Origin of the sequence: Streptomyces sp. NPDC001922 (assembly GCF_042891165.1) — a bacterium.
GTDB lineage: Bacteria > Actinomycetota > Actinomycetes > Streptomycetales > Streptomycetaceae > Streptomyces.
This window is the reverse complement of the sequence record NZ_JBIASV010000008.1, coordinates 299,899-318,574: the sequence shown is the minus strand read 5'-3', so window position 1 is coordinate 318,574 and position 18,676 is coordinate 299,899. Positions and strand designations below refer to the sequence as shown.

At 72.8% G+C, this 18,676-nt stretch carries 14 protein-coding genes; 6 read left to right on the top strand and 8 right to left on the bottom strand.

Annotated elements, in window-relative coordinates; all coding sequences use genetic code 11:
* A partial coding sequence (locus ACFYYR_RS17260) for an IPT/TIG domain-containing protein (RefSeq protein ID WP_388853295.1) occupies positions 1-1,338 on the top strand: 1,338 nt, incomplete at its 5' end.
* A 52-nt stretch (positions 1,339-1,390) separates the two neighbouring features.
* On the opposite strand, the gene ACFYYR_RS17255 is transcribed toward ACFYYR_RS17260, so the two are convergent.
* Both ACFYYR_RS17255 and ACFYYR_RS17250 read right to left on the bottom strand, forming a co-directional pair.
* Complete coding sequence (locus ACFYYR_RS17255; protein ID WP_388853292.1) at positions 1,391-4,033, bottom strand: PQQ-binding-like beta-propeller repeat protein; 2,643 nt, start codon at positions 4,031-4,033, stop codon at positions 1,391-1,393.
* 210 nt (positions 4,034-4,243) lie between these two features.
* Complete coding sequence (locus tag ACFYYR_RS17250; protein ID WP_388853289.1) at positions 4,244-5,032, bottom strand: VOC family protein; 789 nt, start codon at positions 5,030-5,032, stop codon at positions 4,244-4,246.
* A gap of 561 nt (positions 5,033-5,593) precedes the next feature.
* Between ACFYYR_RS17250 and ACFYYR_RS17245 the strand changes: the two genes are divergently transcribed.
* Positions 5,594-6,241, top strand: a complete 648-nt coding sequence (locus ACFYYR_RS17245; RefSeq protein ID WP_351514396.1) for a TetR family transcriptional regulator — start codon at positions 5,594-5,596, stop codon at positions 6,239-6,241.
* A 647-nt stretch (positions 6,242-6,888) separates the two neighbouring features.
* On the opposite strand, the gene ACFYYR_RS17240 is transcribed toward ACFYYR_RS17245, so the two are convergent.
* Both ACFYYR_RS17240 and ACFYYR_RS17235 read right to left on the bottom strand, forming a co-directional pair.
* Positions 6,889-7,383, bottom strand: coding sequence for a nitroreductase family deazaflavin-dependent oxidoreductase (locus ACFYYR_RS17240; RefSeq protein ID WP_388853284.1), 495 nt, complete (start codon positions 7,381-7,383; stop codon positions 6,889-6,891).
* Positions 7,380-8,954: an acyl-CoA dehydrogenase family protein gene (locus ACFYYR_RS17235; RefSeq protein WP_388853281.1), complete on the bottom strand. Its 1,575-nt coding sequence runs from the start codon at positions 8,952-8,954 to the stop codon at positions 7,380-7,382. Before ACFYYR_RS17235 ends, ACFYYR_RS17240 begins: the two co-directional genes overlap by 4 nt.
* A gap of 146 nt (positions 8,955-9,100) precedes the next feature.
* Here ACFYYR_RS17235 and ACFYYR_RS17230 point away from each other — a divergent pair, with 146 nt between their 5' ends.
* The gene (locus ACFYYR_RS17230) at positions 9,101-10,369 is read left to right on the top strand and encodes an acetyl-CoA acetyltransferase (protein WP_388853278.1); all 1,269 of its coding nucleotides are present in this window, start codon (positions 9,101-9,103) and stop codon (positions 10,367-10,369) included.
* Positions 10,370-10,385: 16 nt separating this feature from the next.
* Here ACFYYR_RS17230 and ACFYYR_RS17225 read toward each other — a convergent pair whose 3' ends face one another.
* Entirely contained in the window at positions 10,386-10,985 is a 600-nt protein-coding gene (locus tag ACFYYR_RS17225) for a nuclear transport factor 2 family protein (protein ID WP_388853275.1), read from the bottom strand.
* Positions 10,986-11,105: 120 nt separating this feature from the next.
* Here ACFYYR_RS17225 and ACFYYR_RS17220 point away from each other — a divergent pair, with 120 nt between their 5' ends.
* A complete protein-coding gene (locus ACFYYR_RS17220; RefSeq protein ID WP_388853271.1) occupies positions 11,106-11,693 on the top strand; it encodes a PadR family transcriptional regulator in 588 nt (195 codons plus the stop codon).
* Here the strand turns inward: ACFYYR_RS17220 and ACFYYR_RS17215 are convergent.
* The gene (locus tag ACFYYR_RS17215) at positions 11,673-12,158 is read right to left on the bottom strand and encodes a Zn-ribbon domain-containing OB-fold protein (protein WP_388853568.1); all 486 of its coding nucleotides are present in this window, start codon (positions 12,156-12,158) and stop codon (positions 11,673-11,675) included. The two genes, ACFYYR_RS17220 and ACFYYR_RS17215, sit on opposite strands and share 21 nt — an antisense overlap.
* 59 nt (positions 12,159-12,217) lie before the next feature.
* The gene (locus ACFYYR_RS17210) at positions 12,218-12,670 is read right to left on the bottom strand and encodes a DoxX family protein (RefSeq protein WP_388853268.1); all 453 of its coding nucleotides are present in this window, start codon (positions 12,668-12,670) and stop codon (positions 12,218-12,220) included.
* A 147-nt stretch (positions 12,671-12,817) separates the two neighbouring features.
* Between ACFYYR_RS17210 and ACFYYR_RS17205 the strand changes: the two genes are divergently transcribed.
* Entirely contained in the window at positions 12,818-14,365 is a 1,548-nt protein-coding gene (locus ACFYYR_RS17205; RefSeq protein ID WP_388853265.1) for an NAD(P)-binding domain-containing protein, read from the top strand.
* 224 nt (positions 14,366-14,589) lie between these two features.
* Here ACFYYR_RS17205 and ACFYYR_RS17200 read toward each other — a convergent pair whose 3' ends face one another.
* Complete coding sequence (locus ACFYYR_RS17200; protein WP_388853262.1) at positions 14,590-15,561, bottom strand: virginiamycin B lyase; 972 nt, start codon at positions 15,559-15,561, stop codon at positions 14,590-14,592.
* 591 nt (positions 15,562-16,152) lie between these two features.
* Here ACFYYR_RS17200 and ACFYYR_RS17195 point away from each other — a divergent pair.
* Positions 16,153-18,378, top strand: coding sequence for an acetate--CoA ligase family protein (locus ACFYYR_RS17195; protein WP_388853260.1), 2,226 nt, complete (start codon positions 16,153-16,155; stop codon positions 18,376-18,378).
* The last annotated feature ends 298 nt before the right edge of the window (positions 18,379-18,676 follow it).

Here is an 18,676-nt window from a genome sequence, read left to right as displayed (position 1 = left end):
ACCCAGATCACCGCCACCGCACCCCCCGGAACCGGAACCGTCCAGGTCACCGCCACCACCCCCAGCGGCACCAGCAACGGACTCAGCTACACCTACATCCCGGCCCCGACACTGACGTCGCTGAACCCCACCTCCGGACCGACCGGCGGCGGCACCACCGTCACCCTCACCGGCACCAACCTGAACGGCGCCACGCAGGTCAAGTTCGGGACGGCCAACGCCACCTTCACCGTCGTCTCCAACACCCAGATCACCGCCACCGCACCCCCCGGAACCGGAACCGTCCAGGTCACCGCCACCACCCCCAGCGGCACCAGCAACGGACTCGGCTACACCTACACGCCCGCCCCCACGCTGACGTCCCTGGTCCCCGCCTCGGGGCCGGCCGCGGGCGGTACCACCGTCACGCTGACGGGCACGAACCTGACCGGGGCCACCCAGGTCAAGTTCGGTTCCACCAACGCCCCGTTCACCGTGCTCTCCCCCACCCAGATCAACGCGACGGCGCCGCCGGGCACCGGAACCGTCCAGGTCACCGTGGTCACCCCCGACGGCACCAGCAACGGGCTGGGCTACACCTACGTCACCGCACCGGTGATCGGCTCGGTGACTCCGCTGCAGGGGCCCACACCGGGCGGGAACACCGTCGTTCTCACCGGCTCCGGGCTGGCCGGGGCGACGGCGGTGAAGTTCGGGAACGTCCCGGCGGCGAGTTTCACGGTGGTCTCCGGCACGCAGATCAACGCCGTCGCGCCGCCGGGCGCGGCCGGACCCGTGACCGTGGAGGTGACCACTCCCGGGGGCACCAACGGACCGGGGGCGTACTACTTCTACGTGGCGGCCCCCGCCGTCACCGCGGTCTTCCCGAACACCGGGCCCACCGCGGGCGGAAACACCGTCTCGGTCACCGGGTCGAATCTGACCCTGGCCGACTCCGTGCAATTCGGTGCGGCCGCCGCGGCGTTCACGGTGGTGACGGACAATCTGCTCACCGCGGTGGCCCCGCCCGGCACCGGCAACGTCGCCGTGAGCGTCACCAGCCCCGGCGGCACCGGCGCCGGAGTCGACTACGGCTACATCGCCGGGCCGGTGCTCACCGCGCTGACCCCGGCGACCGGGCCGGAGGCCGGCGGCAACACCGTCACCCTCACCGGGTCCGGGCTGACCACGACCACCGCCGTCCAGTTCGACGCGACCACCACGGCGTTCACCGTGCTGTCCCCGACCCAGGTCACCGCGGTGGTGCCGCCGGGCACCGGCAGCGCCGCCGTCACCGTCACGACCACGGGCGGGACCAGCAACAGCCTGACGTACACCCGCGTCACCCCGCCGGGTTAGGCGCTCGGCGCGGCTCGTCCCGGGCCGGTCCGGCAGGACCGGCCCGGGATCCTCAGCGAGGCCCGGCCGGTGCCGAGGGCCTCGCCATGCCGGTGCCCTTCAGGGCGTCCAGGGCGTAGACACAGCGGTCCTTGCTGCACGCGTAGACCACACCGCCCGCCACCAGCGGGGATCCGGTGATCTCGCCGCCGGTCGCCAGCTTCCAGCGCAGCTGGCCGCCGCCGGCGTCCAGCGTGTAGAGGCAGTGGTCCGCCGAGCCGAAGTGGACCCGGCCGTCCGCGACGACGGGGGCGCCGATCACCTCTCCCTGGGCGGCGAAACGCCACTTCGGGGTGCCCGTGACCGCGTCCAGCGTGTACAGCGCGCTGCCGCTGCCGACGTGCACCGAGCCTGCCGCGACCAGCACCGGTTCGGTCGACTGGCGGGCCTCGGTCGCGATGCGCCAGCGTTCCCGGCCGTCGGCCGCGTCCAGCGCGTAGACCGTGCCGAGGTAGTCGGCGACGTAGACACCGCCGCCCGTCACCGCCGGGCCGGGCGCGAACGCCGGGGCGCTCAGGAAGGCCGCGGGCGCCTCGAAGCGCCACCGCACCTCGCCGCGCGCCACGTCGAGGGCGAGGACGCGGGTCCCCGCACAGACGTAGACGGCGCCGTCCGGGGCGGGCAGCAGCCGCACCGGGACACCGCCGCAGGCGGCGGCGTCGCCGACCGGGTAGGACCAGCGCTCCCTTCCGGTCCGTGCCTCGAGGGCGCGCAGCCGTCCGTCGGACCACACGTAGACCACGCCGTCCTGGACGGCCGGTCCGGACTCGGGGGTCTCGAAGTCGGCCTGCGCTCCGGAGATTTCCCACAGCTTCTCGCCGTTGGCCGCCTCCCACGCCTGCACCCCGCCGCCGCGGGTGCCGGTGACGACCGTGCCGTGGTCGACCTTGAGCGAGTACACCCAGCCGTCGGCGGCCAGCCGCCAGCGCTCCGAACCGTCCGTGGCGTCCAGCGCGTAGAGGGTGGGACCGTCGGACGCGTGGATGCGCCCGTCAGCCACCGCCATGGCCCACGCCACGTCACGGGTCTTGAACTGCCGCCGTCCGGTGGCCACATCGAGGGCGTGCACCTCGAAGGAGGTGACGTACAGCCGGTCGGCGGCGACGGCGGGGGTGCCCCACACGTCGTTGGACATCCGGAACCGCCACGGCCGCCAACGGGCGGGCGCGCCCGGCGGCTCGGCGGGTCCGGCGTGCGGAGCCGTGGTGGGCGGCATCGGGCCGTCCGGCGCGGGCGACGGCGCGGGGAGCGGCAGCGGTCCCGGGGCGGCCACGGCCGAGCCCTCGGGGGCGGCAGCGGCGGACTGCCCGGTGAAGGCGCCGGCCGGCGGCCGCACCCAGCCGGTGGCCGACCCGGAGGCCGCCCCCGCCTGCGGGTCGCGCGCCTCGCCGGCGCGCGGGCCGGGCCCTATCGGCACCTGCGTGCCGGGCAGCCGCAGGGAACGGCCCTGCGGCTGCGGTCCCGCCTGCTGCTGCGGTGCGGCATCGGCGACGACGGCGGACGACGCGCCGTCCCAGCCCGCCGCCCGGTCACCGGTTGGGACCATGCCGCTGCGCGGATCGGCGGCCGGACGGCTGGCGGAGGGGCCGGGGCCGATCGGCGCGGAGGTGCCCAGCGGCGCGGCACCGCCGGCGTCCTGCCGGGCCGCGCTCGGGGCGTGGTTCGGGGGCGGCGGCACCGCGCCGCCCCCGGCTGCCTTGCGGCCTCCGGCAGCCGCGCCCCGGCCCGCGCCGGCACCCCGGCCGGAGGCCGGGGAGGTCCGGCCGCCGCGCCGGTCCTCGATCATCGTGACCGCGCTGGCGGGCAGCCAGGCCGACGCCGTACCGCTGTCGTCCCCGCCGGCCGCGAACAGGTGCGGCGCCAGCTGCGACTGGAGGTCGGCCGGGCTGGGCCGGTGCTCGGCGGCCATCTGCATACAGGAGTCGATGAGCGGCCGCAGGTCGTCGGGCAGCCCCTCCAGGTCGGGCCCTTCCCGCAGCAGCATGAAGACGGTCTCCACCGGGTTCGCGCCGTGGAACGGCGCATGCCCCGTCGCCGCGAACGCCAGTGTGGAGCCCAGGGAGAAGATGTCGCTCGCGCCGGTCACGCTGCGCGAGTCCCGCGCCTGCTCCGGCGACATGTAAGCGGGCGTGCCGACAGCCACGTTGGTCATCGTGAGCCGGGTGTTCGACACCCCGCTGGCGATACCGAAGTCGATGACCCGGGGACCGTCCTCGACGACCAGCACATTGGACGGTTTGAGGTCGCGGTGGACGAGCCCCGCCCCGTGGATGGACTGCAGCGCCTCGGCGACGCCCGCCGCCAGCCAGCGCACGGCCTGCGTCGGCAACGGCCCGCACTCGTTGACTATTTCCTCGAGGGAGGGAGCGGGGACGTAGGCGGTCGCGAGCCAGGGCACGGCGGCCCGCGGGTCGGCGTCGACCACCGCGGCGGTGTAGAAGCCGCTCACCGCACGAGCCGCCTCCACCTCGCGGGTGAAGCGGACCCGGAACAGCTGGTCCTCGGCCAGTTCGGTCCGCACCGTCTTGATCGCGACCCGCCGGCCCGATGCCGAGCGGGCGAGATAGACCAGCCCCATGCCGCCGGCACCGAGTCGGCCGAGCACCTCGAAGGGCCCGATCCGCCTCGGGTCGTGCTGCGTCAGCTGCTCCACCACTTGCCTGCCACCTCCCCGTCGGGGTCTGACGGATTTCAGCCCCGTGCAGCGTCTCACCGTGAACCGTCCCGGGATACGCAGACCGATTCTTCCTGGCGAAGGCAGTCGTTGCGAACCGGGGGCCAAATCGGGGTGTCTCCCCAGACATTTGTGTGCATAGCGGCAGGCCAACGGAGGTTACCGATGGTCACCCGGAAGAGGTGGCGCGGTTCAACGCTCCGCGGCCGCCAGATCGATGACGGCGAAGCTCGCCCCCTGATTGTCGACCAGGACCGAGAACCGTCCGTACGGAGTGTCCTCCGGTTCGAGGACGACGCGCCCACCGAGCCGCACGGCCGTCCCGGCGGCACGGTCGCAGTCCTGGACGGCGAAGTAGACGAGGAAGTGCGCGGGGAGCTCCGCCGGGAAGCTGCCGTCGATCACGCCACGGCCCGCCACGGCGTTCGCCACGTCCACGGGCCTGCCCGCCGGCGCCCACATCGCGAAGTCCGTGCCGTCCTCGGTGTCCAGGTCCTGCCGCCCGTATCCGAAGACGGCCTCGTAGAAGGGGTCGGCCTTCGCCTTGTCGCGGGTGTAGAGCTCCGTCCAGGCGTACGAGCCGGGGCGGCCCTGCTTCGCGAATCCCGGATGACTGCCGCCCTGCCACAGCCCGAAGACCGCGCCACCGGGGTCGACGGCCATCGCCATCGTTCCGAGCCCGTCGATCGGCCGGGGGTCCATGATGACCTGGCCGCCGGCCGCACGGACCTTCGCGAGGGCGGCCGGGGCGTCCGCGGTGGCGAAGTAGATGTTCCACACCGTGGGGAGGCGCCCGTCCGGCTTGCGGGTGAGCGCGGCGACGGTCTTCCCGTCGTGCGACGCCTGCTCGTAGGGGCCGTAGGCCGTGTCGCCCGGCCGAAAGCTCCAGCCGAAGAGCTCACCGTAGAAGCGCTTGCCCGCCTCGACGTCCGCGAGCATCGCGTCGGTCCAGCAGGGCACTCCCTCAGCGAATGCGGCCATGGCGCCCGGCCCTCTCCTGGGTGGGTGCGCACGCCCTCGGCAGGGGCGCACGTCCTGCCCAGGGGGTGCGTGTCCTGCGCAGGGGGTGCACGGCCTGTGTGCGGGGTGCACGGATGCACGATGGATACCGTCATCGACACGCTAACGGCAGATCAGGGGTTACGCCCGGGTAACCACCGTCCGTACGGACCGGTGCGAGTTTCGGGAACGGGCGGAGGCAGTGCCTCGCCGTCGGGCGATGTCTCGTTCACTACGCTATCCAGCGTTTTCCACCCGTGCGCGGCGCCATTATCCACGGAACTTGTCCACAGCCTGTTGATAAGAGAATTCACCCGTCCGGCCCCGGCCGCGCTTTTTCACTCCGGGGTGATTTGACGCTCGGTACACCGGAAGTCACCGGGTGCCACAGAGGGCTCCACCGCCTCGGAAGTGGCTGGTATTCGCACCGCCGGGCTCCAGCCCCCACCCTCCCTGAGCTGGTTCTTCTCCACAAACGCTGGTCCACTCCCCATTTGCATGCGGCCGAATCGCGATCCGATCACCCCTCGGTAAGCTGACGGCATGACAGGACAAGTTCGCACCGTTGACGGCCGGGTCGCCGGGCGCCGCGGGCAGGCGACGCGGCAGAAGCTGCTCGACTGCCTGAGTGAGATGCTCAGCTCCTCGCCGTACCGCGATGTCAAGGTCATCGACGTCGCCCGTAAGGCGGGAACTTCCCCCGCGACCTTTTACCAGTACTTCCCGGACGTCGAGGGCGCCGTCCTGGAGCTCGCCGAGGAGATGGCCAAGGAGGGGCAGAGCCTGACCGGTCTGGTGGCGGGCCGCTCCTGGGTCGGGAAATCCGGCTGGCAGACCGCCGAGGAACTGGTCGACGGCTTCCTCTCCTTCTGGCGGAAGAACGACGCCATCCTGCGCGTCATCGACCTCGGAGCGGCGGAGGGGGACAAACGGTTCTACAAGATCCGTATGAAGATCCTCAACGCCGTCACCAATTCCCTCACGGATTCCGTCAAGGAACTCCAGTCCAAGGGAAAGGTCGACAAGGACGTCAGCCCGGCGGCCGTCTCCGGCTCCCTGGTCGCCATGCTCGCCGCGGTCGCCGCGCACCAGAAGGGCTTCCAGAGCTGGGGCGTCAAGCAGGCCGAGCTGAAGCCGAACCTGGCTCTGCTGGTCCACCTCGGCGTCACGGGCAAGAAGCCCCCGAAGTAGCGGCGGCCGCTCCACGCCGTTGCGGTGACGCACGGTGCCACGGCCCGGGCAGCGGTGCCATGGCCCGGGGCCGGTGCGAGCTCCGCGGCCGGCACGGTCGGGGAGCGGCGCCGGCGGGGAGCGGTGGCTGCCGGGGAACGACCCTGTCGAGGGGTTGGCACTGACAAGGAGCGGCACGTTCGAGGAGCGGCACCGGCGAGGAGTGGCGCGTTCGAGGAGCGGCACCGACCGGGGATCGGCGGTTCGGGACGAGGACCGACCGGTTGTTCGAGGTGTCCGTGCCCGCCCTGCACACGCCGCGTCCGGTCCGGTGAGGGACCGTGCCGCGCCGACGCCCTCCTCCGACGCCCTGCCGCGCCGCCCTGCCCTGCTGTCCTGCTGTCCTGCTGTCCTGCTGTCCTGCCACGCCGTCCCTGTCCAGGCGCGTCCTGTCATCACCGCGGCGGAGGCTCGGGCCCGTCCGAGCGTCCGCCGCGGTGCCGTTCCGGACTGCGGACGGTGTGTGCCCGGTCCCACGGGGCGGTGGTGGTGTTCCGGGTTCGGGGGTGTTCCGGGTTCGGGGGTGTTCCGGGTTCGGGGGTCCGGGTTCGGGGCGCTCGGGCTCAGTGCCGGTCCGGCCGGGTGACGGTCCGGTCCGGCGTGCTCCGTCAGGCCCGGGGTTCCAGTCGGAACAGGCGGATCCGCCGCTCCACCCTGGCCTGATACTGCGCGTAGGGCGGCCAGAAGCCGACCACCGCGGACCATGCCGACTCCCGTTCCGCATCCTCCAGCAGCCGGGCCCGCACCGCGATGTCGCGCCCCTGCCAGGTGATCTCCGCATCCGGATGCGCCAGCAGGTTGGCGGACCAGGACGGGTGCCCCGGGCGGCCGAAGTTGCTGCCGACCAGGACGAACGTCCCGCCGCTCTCCGGCATGCAGGCCAGCGGCGTCCGCCGCGGCTGCCCGGTCCTCGCCCCCGTCGAGGTGAGGATCAGCCCCGGCAGGAGCCGGGCGCTCAGCAGCACCCTGCCCTTCGTCAGCCGGTGCACCGCACGGTCCAGCGCGGGCACGACGTGCGGCGCGACCTTGGCGAAGACCCGTGTCGTGGAGACCTTCCGGATCAGCCGCACCCCCGCGGGCACCGGTCGGCCTGCGGCGCTCATCGGACGCCCACCGCCCCTCGGCCGCGGCCGTCCCCGAACCGCTCGCCGTCGTCCCGGAACAGCCCGGCGCACGCCGCCGCATGGGCCCGCAGCCGGTGGACGGGGCCGAAGAGGAGCTCGTCCGACGCCGCCCGTTTGAAGTAGAGGTGCGCATCGTGCTCCCACGTGAAGCCGATGCCACCATGGAGCTGGATCGCCTCCCCCGCCACCGTGCGCTGCGCCTCCAGCGCCTGGGCCAGAGCGAGGCTGCCCACCGGAGGCGCGGTGACAGCGGTGGCCGGAGACGGTTCCCGAAGACGCCGGCCCGCGTCCCACGCCGCGTAGTACGCGGCCGACCGGGCCGCCTCGATCCGCACATGGAGGTCGGCCAGCCGGTGCTGGACCGCCTGGAAGGAGCCGATGGGCCGGCCGAACTGTTCCCGCCGGCGGACGTACTCGACGGTCGCGGTGAACACCGCGCCCGCCGCGCCGACCGCCTCCGCCGCGAGCACCGCGGCCACCGTGCCGCCGAGTCCGGCGAGGGCGCTCACCACGTCGGGTGGCTCCACGCCTCCCGCTCGTGCTCCTGCTCCGCGCGCTGTTGCGCCCCCGATTCCCCCGGCTCCCCCGGCTCCCCCGGCCGTACTGGAGGCACCCGGACGGTTCACGGCGGTGGAGTGCGCAGGGCCGCCCGTGGAGTCGGGCGCGCCGGAAGGACGGGAGGTGGCGGGTGAACCGGAGGTGCCCAGCACCTCCGCCGGAACGTCACGCAGTTCGATACGGGCCTGCGGCCGGGTCTCGTCGAGGACGGTCAGCCGGGTCCGCGCCAGCCCGGCAGCGCCGCTCCGGACGAGGAACAGCAGCGTCCGGCCGTGCGTGTAACCGCCTGTGCGGGCCGCGACGAGCAACAGCCCGGCGCTGTGCCCGTCGAGCACCTGGTCGGCCTGCCCGTACAGTCGCCAGCCGTCGGCCCCCCGTCGCGCCTGGACACCGCCCGCACGGCCACCGCCCGCCCAGCCGCCGGCGTCATCAGCGGCACCGTCCGCCGCACCTGCCCGGTGGCCACGACGACCGGCCCCCTCGGCTCCCCGGCCGGCGACGGCACGGCTCCGTGACCGGGGCCCGGTCCGGTCACCGATGGGGGCGGGGCCGGCGTCGCCGGTGGCGCCCTCCGCACCGGTGAGACCGAGGGCGACCGGCAGCAGCGCGGCGGGCACGGCGAGCGCCGCCGTCAGCACACCCGCCGCCAGCTGGGGCAGCAGCGCGGCCCGCTGCTGCTCCGTGCCGAGTGCCCGGATCAGCGGTGCCACCAGCACCGCGCTGGACAGCAGCGGGGAGGGCAGCAGGGCACGGCCGGTCTCCTCGCAGGCGAGGGCCAGTTCGGCCGGACCGCAGCCCACGCCCCCGTACGCGACCGGAAGCGCCAGACCGGGCAGCCCGAGCTGCTCGGCGAGCTGCCGCCAGAGCGCGGCGTCCCAGCCGTACGGGGTCCGCACCGCGGCCTTGACCCGGTCGGGGCCGCAGCGCTTGAGCAGCAGTTCGCGCAGCGTGCGGCGGATCTCGTCCTGCTCCGTGGTGAACGCGGCGTCCATCGGCTCCGGCCTCCTCATCTGACGGTCCGTCATTTCGGAAGGCCGACATCGTAGGGGCCGGGAGGGGAGATGGACAGAGGCGGACGGGCACTCGCGGCGACTTCCGCGGGGTGGCGCGCCCCCGGATCTGATGTACCGTCAGATTCATGTCACCCCTGACAGCCACTGCCGCCCGCAAGGTCGCCGTCGTCGGTGTCGCCCTCTCGGACTGCGGCCGGGTGGACGCGATGTCACCCGAGGGCGGCACCCCGTACGCCCTGCACGCACAGGCGGCCCGGCGCGCGCTCGCCGACTCCGGGCTGGACCGTTCGGTCATCGACGGCTTCGCCTCGGCCGGGCTGGGCACCCTGCCGCCGGTCGAGGTGGCCGAGTACCTCGGACTCCGCCCCACTTGGACCGACTCCACAGCGGTGGGGGGCGCCACCTGGGAGGTGATGGCGGCGCACGCGGCGGACGCCATCGCCGCCGGACACGCCAACGCCGTCCTGCTGGTGTACGGCTCCACGGCCCGCGCCGACCTCAAGGCCGGCCGGCGCACCGCGAACCTGTCACTCGGTGCGCGCGGTCCGCTCCAGTTCGAGGCCCCGTACGGCCACACGCTCGTCGCCAAGTACGCCATGGCGGCCCGGCGGCACATGCATCAGTACGGGACCACGCTGGAGCAGCTCGCCGGGATCGCGGTCCAGGCGCGGGCCAACGCCGCCCGCAATCCCGAGGCCATGCACCGGTCGCCGATCACGGTCGACGACGTCCTCTCCGGCCCGATGATCGCCGACCCCTTCACCAAGCTGCACTGCTGCATCCGTTCGGACGGCGGCTGCGCGGTGCTGCTGGCGGCCGAGGAGTACATACCGGACACGGCGAAGGCACCGGTGTGGGTACTGGGCACCGGCGAAGCCCTCTCCCACTCCGCGATGTCCGAGTGGGAGGACTTCACGGTCTCGCCCGCCGCGGTGTCGGGGCGCCTGGCCTTCGCACGCGCAGGAGTCCGGCCCGACGACATCGATCTGGCCGAGATCTACGACGCCTTCACCTACATGACCCTGGTGACCCTGGAGGACCTGGGATTCTGCCCGAAGGGGGACGGCGGCGCGTTCGTGGAGAACGGACGGCTGTTGCGGGACGGCGCTCTGCCGGTCAACACCGACGGCGGCGGCCTGTCCGCCTGCCACCCGGGGATGCGCGGGCTGTTCCTGCTGGTGGAGGCGGTACGACAACTGCGCGGCGAGGCGGGCGAGCGGCAGGTACGGAAGCGGGCGACGAGCGGGACGGCACACGACTCCCGGACGGCGTCGGGCGCAAACGTGGCGACGAGCGGGGGCCGGGCACAGGGCCGACTCCCCGAACTGGCAGCGGTCTCCGGTACGGGCGGCTGGTTCTGCTCCTCGGGGACGGTGATCCTCGGCCGGGGCTGAAGCGCCGCCCCGCACGTCAGCCCTGCGAAGCACCGCCGGGCACGAGACCGTCGGCGGCCAGCCCCGCGTACACCGCCTCGCCGAGCGCGCTCAGCGCGGACTGCGGGCGGACCATGACGGTGAACTCCTTGATCAGGCCGGCCTCGTCGAACTGCAGCATGTCCATCCCATGGATCTCCTTGCCGTTCACCGTGGCGCGGAAGATCAGAACGTGCGCGTCGGCCTCGGCACCGCCGCCGACGGGCTCGGCCGCGCCCTCGGCCCCCGCCTCACCAGTGGACCGGTCCGCGTCGCTGGACCTGTCCGTCCCGCTGGACCCGTCCGTGGGCCTGGACTTGTCCGTGCTCCTGGACCTGTCCGTGCTCCTGGACCTGGCCGTGCCGCCGAGCTGGGCCGTGCCGCTGAACTCCCCGACGTAGCGGAAGTTCTCGAAGGTCCGCAGCAGCACACCGAAGAGCCCGTGGACGGTGGGACGCCCCTCGAACGGAGTGAACTTCACCGGGCTGTAGAACCGGATGTCCGGTGCGAAGAGGCGCTCGATCGCGGCCAGATCCCGCTTCTCGACGGCCGAACGGAAGCTCTCCGCGGTCGTGTGGACGTTCTCTGCAGCGGGCATGACGCCTCCGCCTCTCCATACTCAACAATATGACTGATCATGCTAGTGACTATGCTGCTCGGGGAACAGGGGCGACGACGTCGCCGTGGCGCAGGCGATCAGGATCGGGAGGGCGAGGCCATGTCGCTGCGCCATGCGGTGCTCGCCGCGCTGCTCGACGGCGAGTACAGCGGCTATCAGTTGGCGAAGGTTTTCGACCTCGGAGTGGCCAACTTCTGGCATGCACTGCCCCAGCAGCTGTACCTCGAACTGTCGAAGCTCGAACGGGACGGGATGGTGGCCGGGCGGCAGATCGTCCAGGAGACCCGGCCGAACAAGCGGCTTTTCACGGTCACCTCGGCCGGTACGGCCGAGTTGGAGCGGTTCGCGGCGAGCGCGTCCAAGCCGTCGTTCATCCGGGACGATCTGCTGGTCAAGATCCAGACCGCCGACCATGTCGCGACGGACCCCCTCATCGAGCAGCTCACGGAGCGGGCGACGGTGGCGGCGGCGAAGGTCGCGCTCTTCGATCAGACCCTGCGGCAGCTGCGCGGCACCCTCGACGAGGAGACGTTCCTGCGGGAGGGCGCGCGGATCGGGCCCTACCTGACCTGCCTGCGGGGCCGGCGGTTCGAGCAGGAGAACCTCGACTGGTGCCGGCAGACGGCCGCCGTCCTGCGGCAGCGGACGGCGGCGCGGCCGGGCCCGTCAGCCGACGGACGGCCCTGAGGGGGCGGGACGGAAGACCGGGACGGCGATCCGCTCGGTCCCCTGAGCCGCATCCCCCTGAGACTCGGGCCGGCGGGATTCGCCCCCTCGGGCCACGCCACGGAAGGCCACTTCGAGATCCTGCCCGACGGCCAGCCGGTCCGGCTCGCAGTCCACGATCTCCGTCATCATGCGCGGCCCCTCGGCGAGGTCGACCACGGCGGCCACATAGGGGAGCCGCTCACCGAACGGCGGCAGGTCGTTCCGGTGCACCACGGACCAGGTGTAGAGGGTGGCCCGCCCACTCGCCCACTCCCAGGACACGTCCTCACTCCAGCAGCGGGGACAGAACTCCCGCGGATAGTGGTGCGCGACACCGCAGTCCGCGCAGCGCCGGATCAGCAGCAGCCCCTCGGCTGCCGCATCCCAGTAGGCGCGGGCGAAGGCATCCGTCTCGGGAAGGTCGAAGCGCGCCGTACCGACCAACGGGGTGCGGGCTTCGACGGATCCCGACTCGGCGGCTCGCGGGCCGTTCGGCCGGCGCGTCACAGGAACAGCCCCCACGCCCCGTCGAGCGACCAGGACTGCCAGCTCACTCCGGTGAAGGCCACGAGCGAGATCAGCGCCATCATGGAGTTCTGCCCCTGCTCGGCCCAGTCGTGGATCATCAGCAGCAGGTAGACCAGATTGAGCAGCAGCCCTCCGACCAGCGCGACCGGCGTGAGGAAGCCCAGGATCAGCCCCAGCCCGAGGGCCAGTTCGGCATGGACGACGACATGCGCCATGAGCTTGGGACGCGGGGCGACGACCACATCGAAGCCGCGTCGCACGAAAGGCCAGCGGTGCTGCGCCGCGACACTTCCCGCCCAGGCTATTCCGGTGCCACGTTCGAACCAGCCCTTCTTGTCCTTGTGACGCCAGCTCTCCAGCCACCACAGGCCGAGGCCGATGCGCAGCACGGCAAGCCATTCGGTTCCGCTGAGGAAGATCGTCCGCACTGGGCCCACCCCTCCACGAATCTGACGATACGTCAGTTCAGCTGATCCGGGCGCCCCGCGCAAGAGGTTGCGGACCGTGATCAATCCGCAACGCATTCGGTATGGGTTTGACGTACACGCGTCAACTGCGGGGCTACGCTCGCGAACATGCCCGACATCACCCCCACGACGCCCACGGCCCGCACGACCTCTACGCACCGTTCCCCCGTGTACGTCATAGGTGGCGGTCCGGGCGGCCTGGCCACCGCTGCCGCACTGGGCGAACAGGGGATACGCGCCGTCGTACTGGAGAAGTCCGATGCCGTGGGCGGCGCCTGGCGCGGGCACTACGACCGGCTCGAACTGCACACCACACGGAGGCTGTCGGCGCTGCCCGGCTTCCCGATCCCGCGCTCGTACGGACGGTGGGTCGGCCGGGACGACCTGGTGCGCTATCTGGAGCACTACGCCGAGCATCACCGCCTGGAGATCGTCACCGGCGTCGAGGTCTCCAGGATCGAACAGCGAGGCTCCACGGCTCGCGCTGCCCAGGAGACCGGCTCCGCATCCGAGTCGGGCTCCGCCCCGGGTCCCGGGGCGGAATCCGGGGCGCATGAGGCATCGGGCTCGGACTCCGCTTCGGGACCCGGCACCTCTTCGACGGCGGGTCCCGCATCAGGACCAGGCGCCCTTCCGGCGGCGGATCCCGCGTCGACTCCCGATTCCGCTTCGCTGCCGGACTCCGGCTCGGGGCTGGACTCCAGGTCGGGGCCGGGCTCCGGGTCGGCGCCGGAACCCGGCACCGGCGGCGGACCGGGCTGGCTGCTGCGGGGCACCGGAGGACGGGAACTCACCACCGATGCCGTCGTCGTCGCCACCGGCTTCAACCACACCCCCTACGTCCCCGACTGGCCGGGCCGGGACGCCTTCGGCGGAGAGGTCGCGCACGCGAGCCACTACCGCAACGCCGCCCCCTACCGCGGTCTGGACGTCCTGGTCGTCGGCAGCGGAAACACCGGTGCGGAGATCGCCGTCGACCTCGCCGAGGGCGGGGCGTCCCGCGTACGGCTCGCGGTGCGCACCCCGCCGCACATCGTGCGCCGTTCCACACTCGGCTGGCCCGCACAGCGGACGAGCATCCTCGTACGCCGGTGGCCGCGCCCCGTAGTGGACGGTGCCGCGCGCGCCGTCGCCCGGCTCTGTGGACCGGACCTCACCCGGCACGGGCTGCCGCGCCCGGACACCGGGCTCTCCACCCGGGCCCGGGACGGTGCGATCCCGGTGCAGGACGTGGGACTGATCAAAGCGGTGCGCTCGGGACGGGTCGAACCGGTCGCGGCCGTCCACTCCTTCGAGCACGACCGGGTGATCCTCACCGACGGCAGCGCCCTGGCCCCCGACGTCGTCATCGCGGCCACCGGTTACCGACGCGGACTGGAGGAGCTGGTCGGCCACCTGGACGTACTGGACCAGCGCGGCCGCCCCCGTTCCCACGGCCGCCGGCCGCCCGCTCCGGGCCTCTACTTCACCGGCTACACCAACCCCATCAGCGGAATGCTCCGCGAACTGTCCATCGACGCGGGCAGGATCGCGCACGCCGTCCGGCGGGAGGAGGCGCGACGGGAGCTGAGCGAGCGACGGGCCGCCCGCCAGGGGCGGCAGGGACGGCAGCGCCGCACGCCCCGGTCCGCGTCCCCACGCGTCCAGGAGAGCTGATCACCCGCTTCCGCGCCCTCCGCTCACCACTCCGCACCCGCCCCGGGCGGGGTCGTGGACGGTGTGGCGGGCGGTGCGGTGGGCGGTGCTTTCCGGACGCTGCGCCGTGGACGATGCGTCCCGGGCGGCGTCATGAGCGGTGCGTCGGGGGCGGTTTCGTGGGGCGGTGTCGTGGGGGCGGTGTCGTGGGGGCGGTGTCGTGGGGGCGGTGTCGTGGGGGGGCGTCATGATCGGCGCATCCCGGGCGGCGTCGTGGGCGGCACGCTCGGGCGGGGCAGGGAGGCGGAGTCGAGCCGGGCGAGAGCGCCCGTCTCCAACGCCGCCCAGATCGCGCCGTCCGGCCCCTGCACCAGGCCATGGGGCTCGGACGACGGGGTGGGCAGGTCGTACTCCGCCAGTTCGCCGTCGGCTCCGATCCACCCGACGCGGTTCGCACCCCACTCGGTGAACCAGCAGCCGCCCCGGGCATCGGCCGTGATGGCGTGGGGGCGGGCCTCGGCGTCGGGCAGCGGGAACTCCGTGATCCCACCGTCCGTCGTGATGCGGCCGATCCGGCCCGCGCCGATCTCGACGAACCACAGGGCCCCGTCCCCTCCGGCCGTGATCCCCACCGGAGCGGACCCTTCCGTGGGCAGAGGAAAGACCGTGACCCGGCCCGCGGTGGTGATGCGGCCGATGGCGTTGGCCTGGTTCATGGTGAACCACAGCGCCCCGTCCGGCCCGGCCGTGATGGCGGAGGGAAAGGCGCCGACGACCGGCAGCGGGAACTCGCCGACCTCCCCCTCGGTGGTGACCCGGCCGATCCGGTCCACGGCGGTTTCGGTGAACCACAGGGCACCGTCCGGCCCGGCGGCAATGCCGAACGGCCCGGCCTCCGCGGTGGGCAGCGAGACATGGCTGACCTCACCGTCAGCCGTGATGCGGCCGATCCGGTGAGCTCGGTACTCGGTGAACCACAGCGCCCCGTCGGGACCGGTGGTGATGACCGTCGGCCCGCACGACGGCGGGTCCAGCGCGAACTCGACGAACTCCCCGGCCCCCTCCTCCTCCCCGGCCGTGGGGAGCACCGAGGACGCAGGGCCGTGCGGATGCGGGGCGAGGCGTCCGATCTTCCCGGCGTGCACCAGGGTGAACCAGAGCGCACCGTCGGGACCGGACGTGACGGCGTACGGCCCGGCCGCCCCGTCCGACACCACGACCTCCCGGATCGCGGCCGCGGCAGGCGGACCGGAGGTTGATCCGGGCGCCGGGCCGGCGACCGGTGCGGCGGCCGGTCCCGGAGGTGAGCCGACCGCCGGTCCCGGAGGCGAGTCGACGGCCGGTCCCGGAGGCGAGTCGGCCGTCGGACCCGAGAGCGAACCAACGGCCGGCTCCGGGGGCGAGTCGACGGTCCGTCCCGGAGTCGGGGCGGAGGACGTGGCAACGCTCGGGTCGTTTCGTGAGGCGTCAGTTGCACCGGACGTCGAGGCGGCGGGCGACGTGGCGGGCGAGCTGGGCGTGGCGTCGGTCATTCACAGTGCCTTCGGTTCGGGTGGCGTTACGGTCATCGAAACGTGCGGAGCGCCCGGAGAGTTGCAACACCCGCGAAGCCCGCGAAGCCCGCGAAGCCCGCGAAGCCCGCGAAGCCCGCGAAGCCCGCGAAGCCCGCGAACAGTGCTACAGGATCCCTCCAAGGTCGACTTTTTCCTGCAGCCCTGTTCCTGACTACGCGTCAGTTGCGTAATCTGACTGAGCGTCAGTTTGTCTGGCGGCGTCCTATCGGCCATCGAGCAGGAGCGGGCGAGACGATGCTTGGATCGACTCATGGCACCCTGACCACGCACTCCCGCCCGGCCCGCGTCGCGGCCTGCGGTGAGCACTCCCGGACCACGGTCCACGAGACGGCGGATCCGGGCAAGGGCACCGACGTCAGTGGGCGCCCCCTGCACCTGCCCGTTCCCGATCTCGACCGCTTCTTCCGGCCCGAGTCCATGGCCGTGATCGGCGCGTCGGACAGTCCGGGCCGCCCCAATGCGGGGATCACCCGCCGGCTCATCGACTGGTCCGAGCGGGTCGGTGCCCGCCTCCACCCGGTCAATCCGAGTCGCCGCACCGTCTACGGGCTGCCCTGCCACCCGTCCGTAGCGGAGCTGCCGGGCCCGGTGGACCTCGCTGTCGTCCTGGTGGCCGACCCCCTTCCCGTGATCGAGGAACTGGCTGCGACGAAGGTCAGGTTCGCTGTCGCGTTCGCGTCCGGCTTCGCGGAGACCGGCGACGACGGTGCCGCCGCGCAGAACCGGCTCGCCGCGGCCGTCCAACGCTCCGGGCTCCGGCTCCTCGGCCCCAACACCAACGTCAACGCCTTCGAGGAGTTCCGGGAGGACCTTTCGGGCCCCGCGATCGCCCTCATCACCCAGTCCGGCCATCAGGGCCGGCCGGTCTTCAGCCTTCAGGAGCTCGGCATCCGGCTCTCCCACTGGGCGCCGACGGGCAATGAGGCCGATCTGGAGACCGCGGACTTCATCTCCTACTTCGCCTCACAGCCCGAGGTCGGCGCCATCGCCGCCTATGTGGAAGGGCTGAAGGACGGCCGCAGCTTCCTGCTGGCCGCCGACCGGGCCGCCCGCAACAAGGTGCCGGTCGTGGCCGTCAAGGTCGGCCGGACCGCGACCGGAAGCCGGACGGCGGCCTCCCACACCGGGAAGCTGACCGGAGCCGACGAGGTCATCGACGCGGCCATGCGGCAATTCGGTGTGATCCGTGTCGACGGGCTCGACGAGCTCCAGGACACCGCCGCGCTCCTTGCCCGCGCACGCCCCCCGCAGGCCGACGGCGTGGTCGTGTATTCGATCTCCGGGGGAACCGGTGCCCACTTCTCGGATCTGGCCGCCGCCGCGGGCCTTCCGCTGCCGACGCTGTCCGACGCCAAGCAGGCCGAACTGCACCAGTGGATACCGGACTACCTCGATGTCGCCAACCCCGTCGACAACGGGGGCCACCCGGTGGGCGACTGGCGCGGCCGGAAGATCATCGACGCGATCCTCGCGGACCCCGGAGTGGGTGTGCTCATCTGCCCGATCACCGGCCCCTTCCCGCCTCTGAGCGACAAGCTCGCGCAGGATCTCGTCGACGCCGCGGAAGCCACGGACAAGCTGGTCTGCGTCGTCTGGGGATCGCCGGCCGGCACCGAGGACGCCTATCGCACGACCCTGCTCGGCTCCTCCCGTGTCGCCACCTTCCGGACCTTCTCCAACTGCATCACCGCCGTCCGGTCCTACCTCGGACACCATCGCTTCACCGCGCACTACCGCTCCCCCTTCGACGACGCCCCGCGGACGCTGTCCCCCTCGGCCCGCAAGGCCCAGCCCCTGCTGGCGCCCGGCAGGGAACTCAGCGAGCACGCCGCGAAGCAGCTCCTCCGGGCCTACGGGATCCGGGTGCCACGCGAGCAGTTGGTGACCAGCGCGGCCGCCGCCGTCCGGGCCGCCGGGCCGGTCGGCTATCCGGTCGTCCTGAAGGCATCCGCCCCCCAGCTCGCCCACAAGACCGAACTGGGGCTGGTCAAAGTGGGGCTGACCTCGGCCAGTCAGGTCCGGGACGCCTATCGGGAACTCACCGACATCGCCCGGTACGAACGGATCGAGCTGGACGGCGTGCTGGTCTGCCAGATGATCGAGCGGGGAGTGGAGATGGTCGTGGGCGTCACCCACGACAGTCTCTTCGGCCCCACGGTGACGGTCGGGCTCGGCGGGGTGCTGGTGGAGGTCCTGCGGGACACGTCCGTCCGGGTCCCCCCGTTCGGCGAGGACCAGGCCAGGTCCATGCTGCGCGAACTGCGCGGGCATGCCCTTCTGGAGGGGGTGCGCGGAGCACCTCCGGCAGATGTGGACGCCTTGGTCGAGGTGGTGCTGCGCACCCAACGGCTGGCACTCGAACTGGGCGACGGCATCGCCGAGCTGGACATCAACCCGCTCGTGGTGCTGGAACGGGGTCAGGGCGCAGTGGCGCTCGACGCCCTGGTCGTGTGCCGGTGAGCGAACGCGCCCGTGCAGGGGCGGCGTCCGGATCCGCGCGGCGTACGCCATGGACCGCGCCGGAAGCGCCCGGGGCCGGGCCGACCGGCCCGCCATACCGCTGGCTCCCGTACGGATGCATCCGATCCCGGTGCGGGCCGGGACCGGGACGCCCCACCGTGGCGGCCGGTGCACCGCGCCTTTCCCGCCCCCCGCGCGGGAAAGACACCTCACCGGCCGCCGCGACGAACGCGGATCACCCCGCGCCCGCCCCACCGTCCGAGCGACGAGCCACCACCACATCCCCCACCACCCGCCA

Excerpts from the sequence above, each read along its gene's own strand:
- ACFYYR_RS17250 (WP_388853289.1), bottom strand. The coding sequence starts at position 5,032 with ATGGCCGCATTCGCTGAGGGAGTGCCCTGCTGGACCGACGCGATGCTC.
- ACFYYR_RS17245 (WP_351514396.1), top strand. The coding sequence starts at position 5,594 with ATGACAGGACAAGTTCGCACCGTTGACGGCCGGGTCGCCGGGCGCCGC.
- ACFYYR_RS17240 (WP_388853284.1), bottom strand. The coding sequence starts at position 7,383 with ATGAGCGCCGCAGGCCGACCGGTGCCCGCGGGGGTGCGGCTGATCCGG.
- ACFYYR_RS17235 (WP_388853281.1), bottom strand. The coding sequence starts at position 8,954 with ATGGACGCCGCGTTCACCACGGAGCAGGACGAGATCCGCCGCACGCTG.
- ACFYYR_RS17230 (WP_388853278.1), top strand. The coding sequence starts at position 9,101 with ATGTCACCCCTGACAGCCACTGCCGCCCGCAAGGTCGCCGTCGTCGGT.
- ACFYYR_RS17225 (WP_388853275.1), bottom strand. The coding sequence starts at position 10,985 with ATGCCCGCTGCAGAGAACGTCCACACGACCGCGGAGAGCTTCCGTTCG.
- ACFYYR_RS17220 (WP_388853271.1), top strand. The coding sequence starts at position 11,106 with ATGTCGCTGCGCCATGCGGTGCTCGCCGCGCTGCTCGACGGCGAGTAC.
- ACFYYR_RS17205 (WP_388853265.1), top strand. The coding sequence starts at position 12,818 with ATGCCCGACATCACCCCCACGACGCCCACGGCCCGCACGACCTCTACG.
- ACFYYR_RS17195 (WP_388853260.1), top strand. The coding sequence starts at position 16,153 with ATGCTTGGATCGACTCATGGCACCCTGACCACGCACTCCCGCCCGGCC.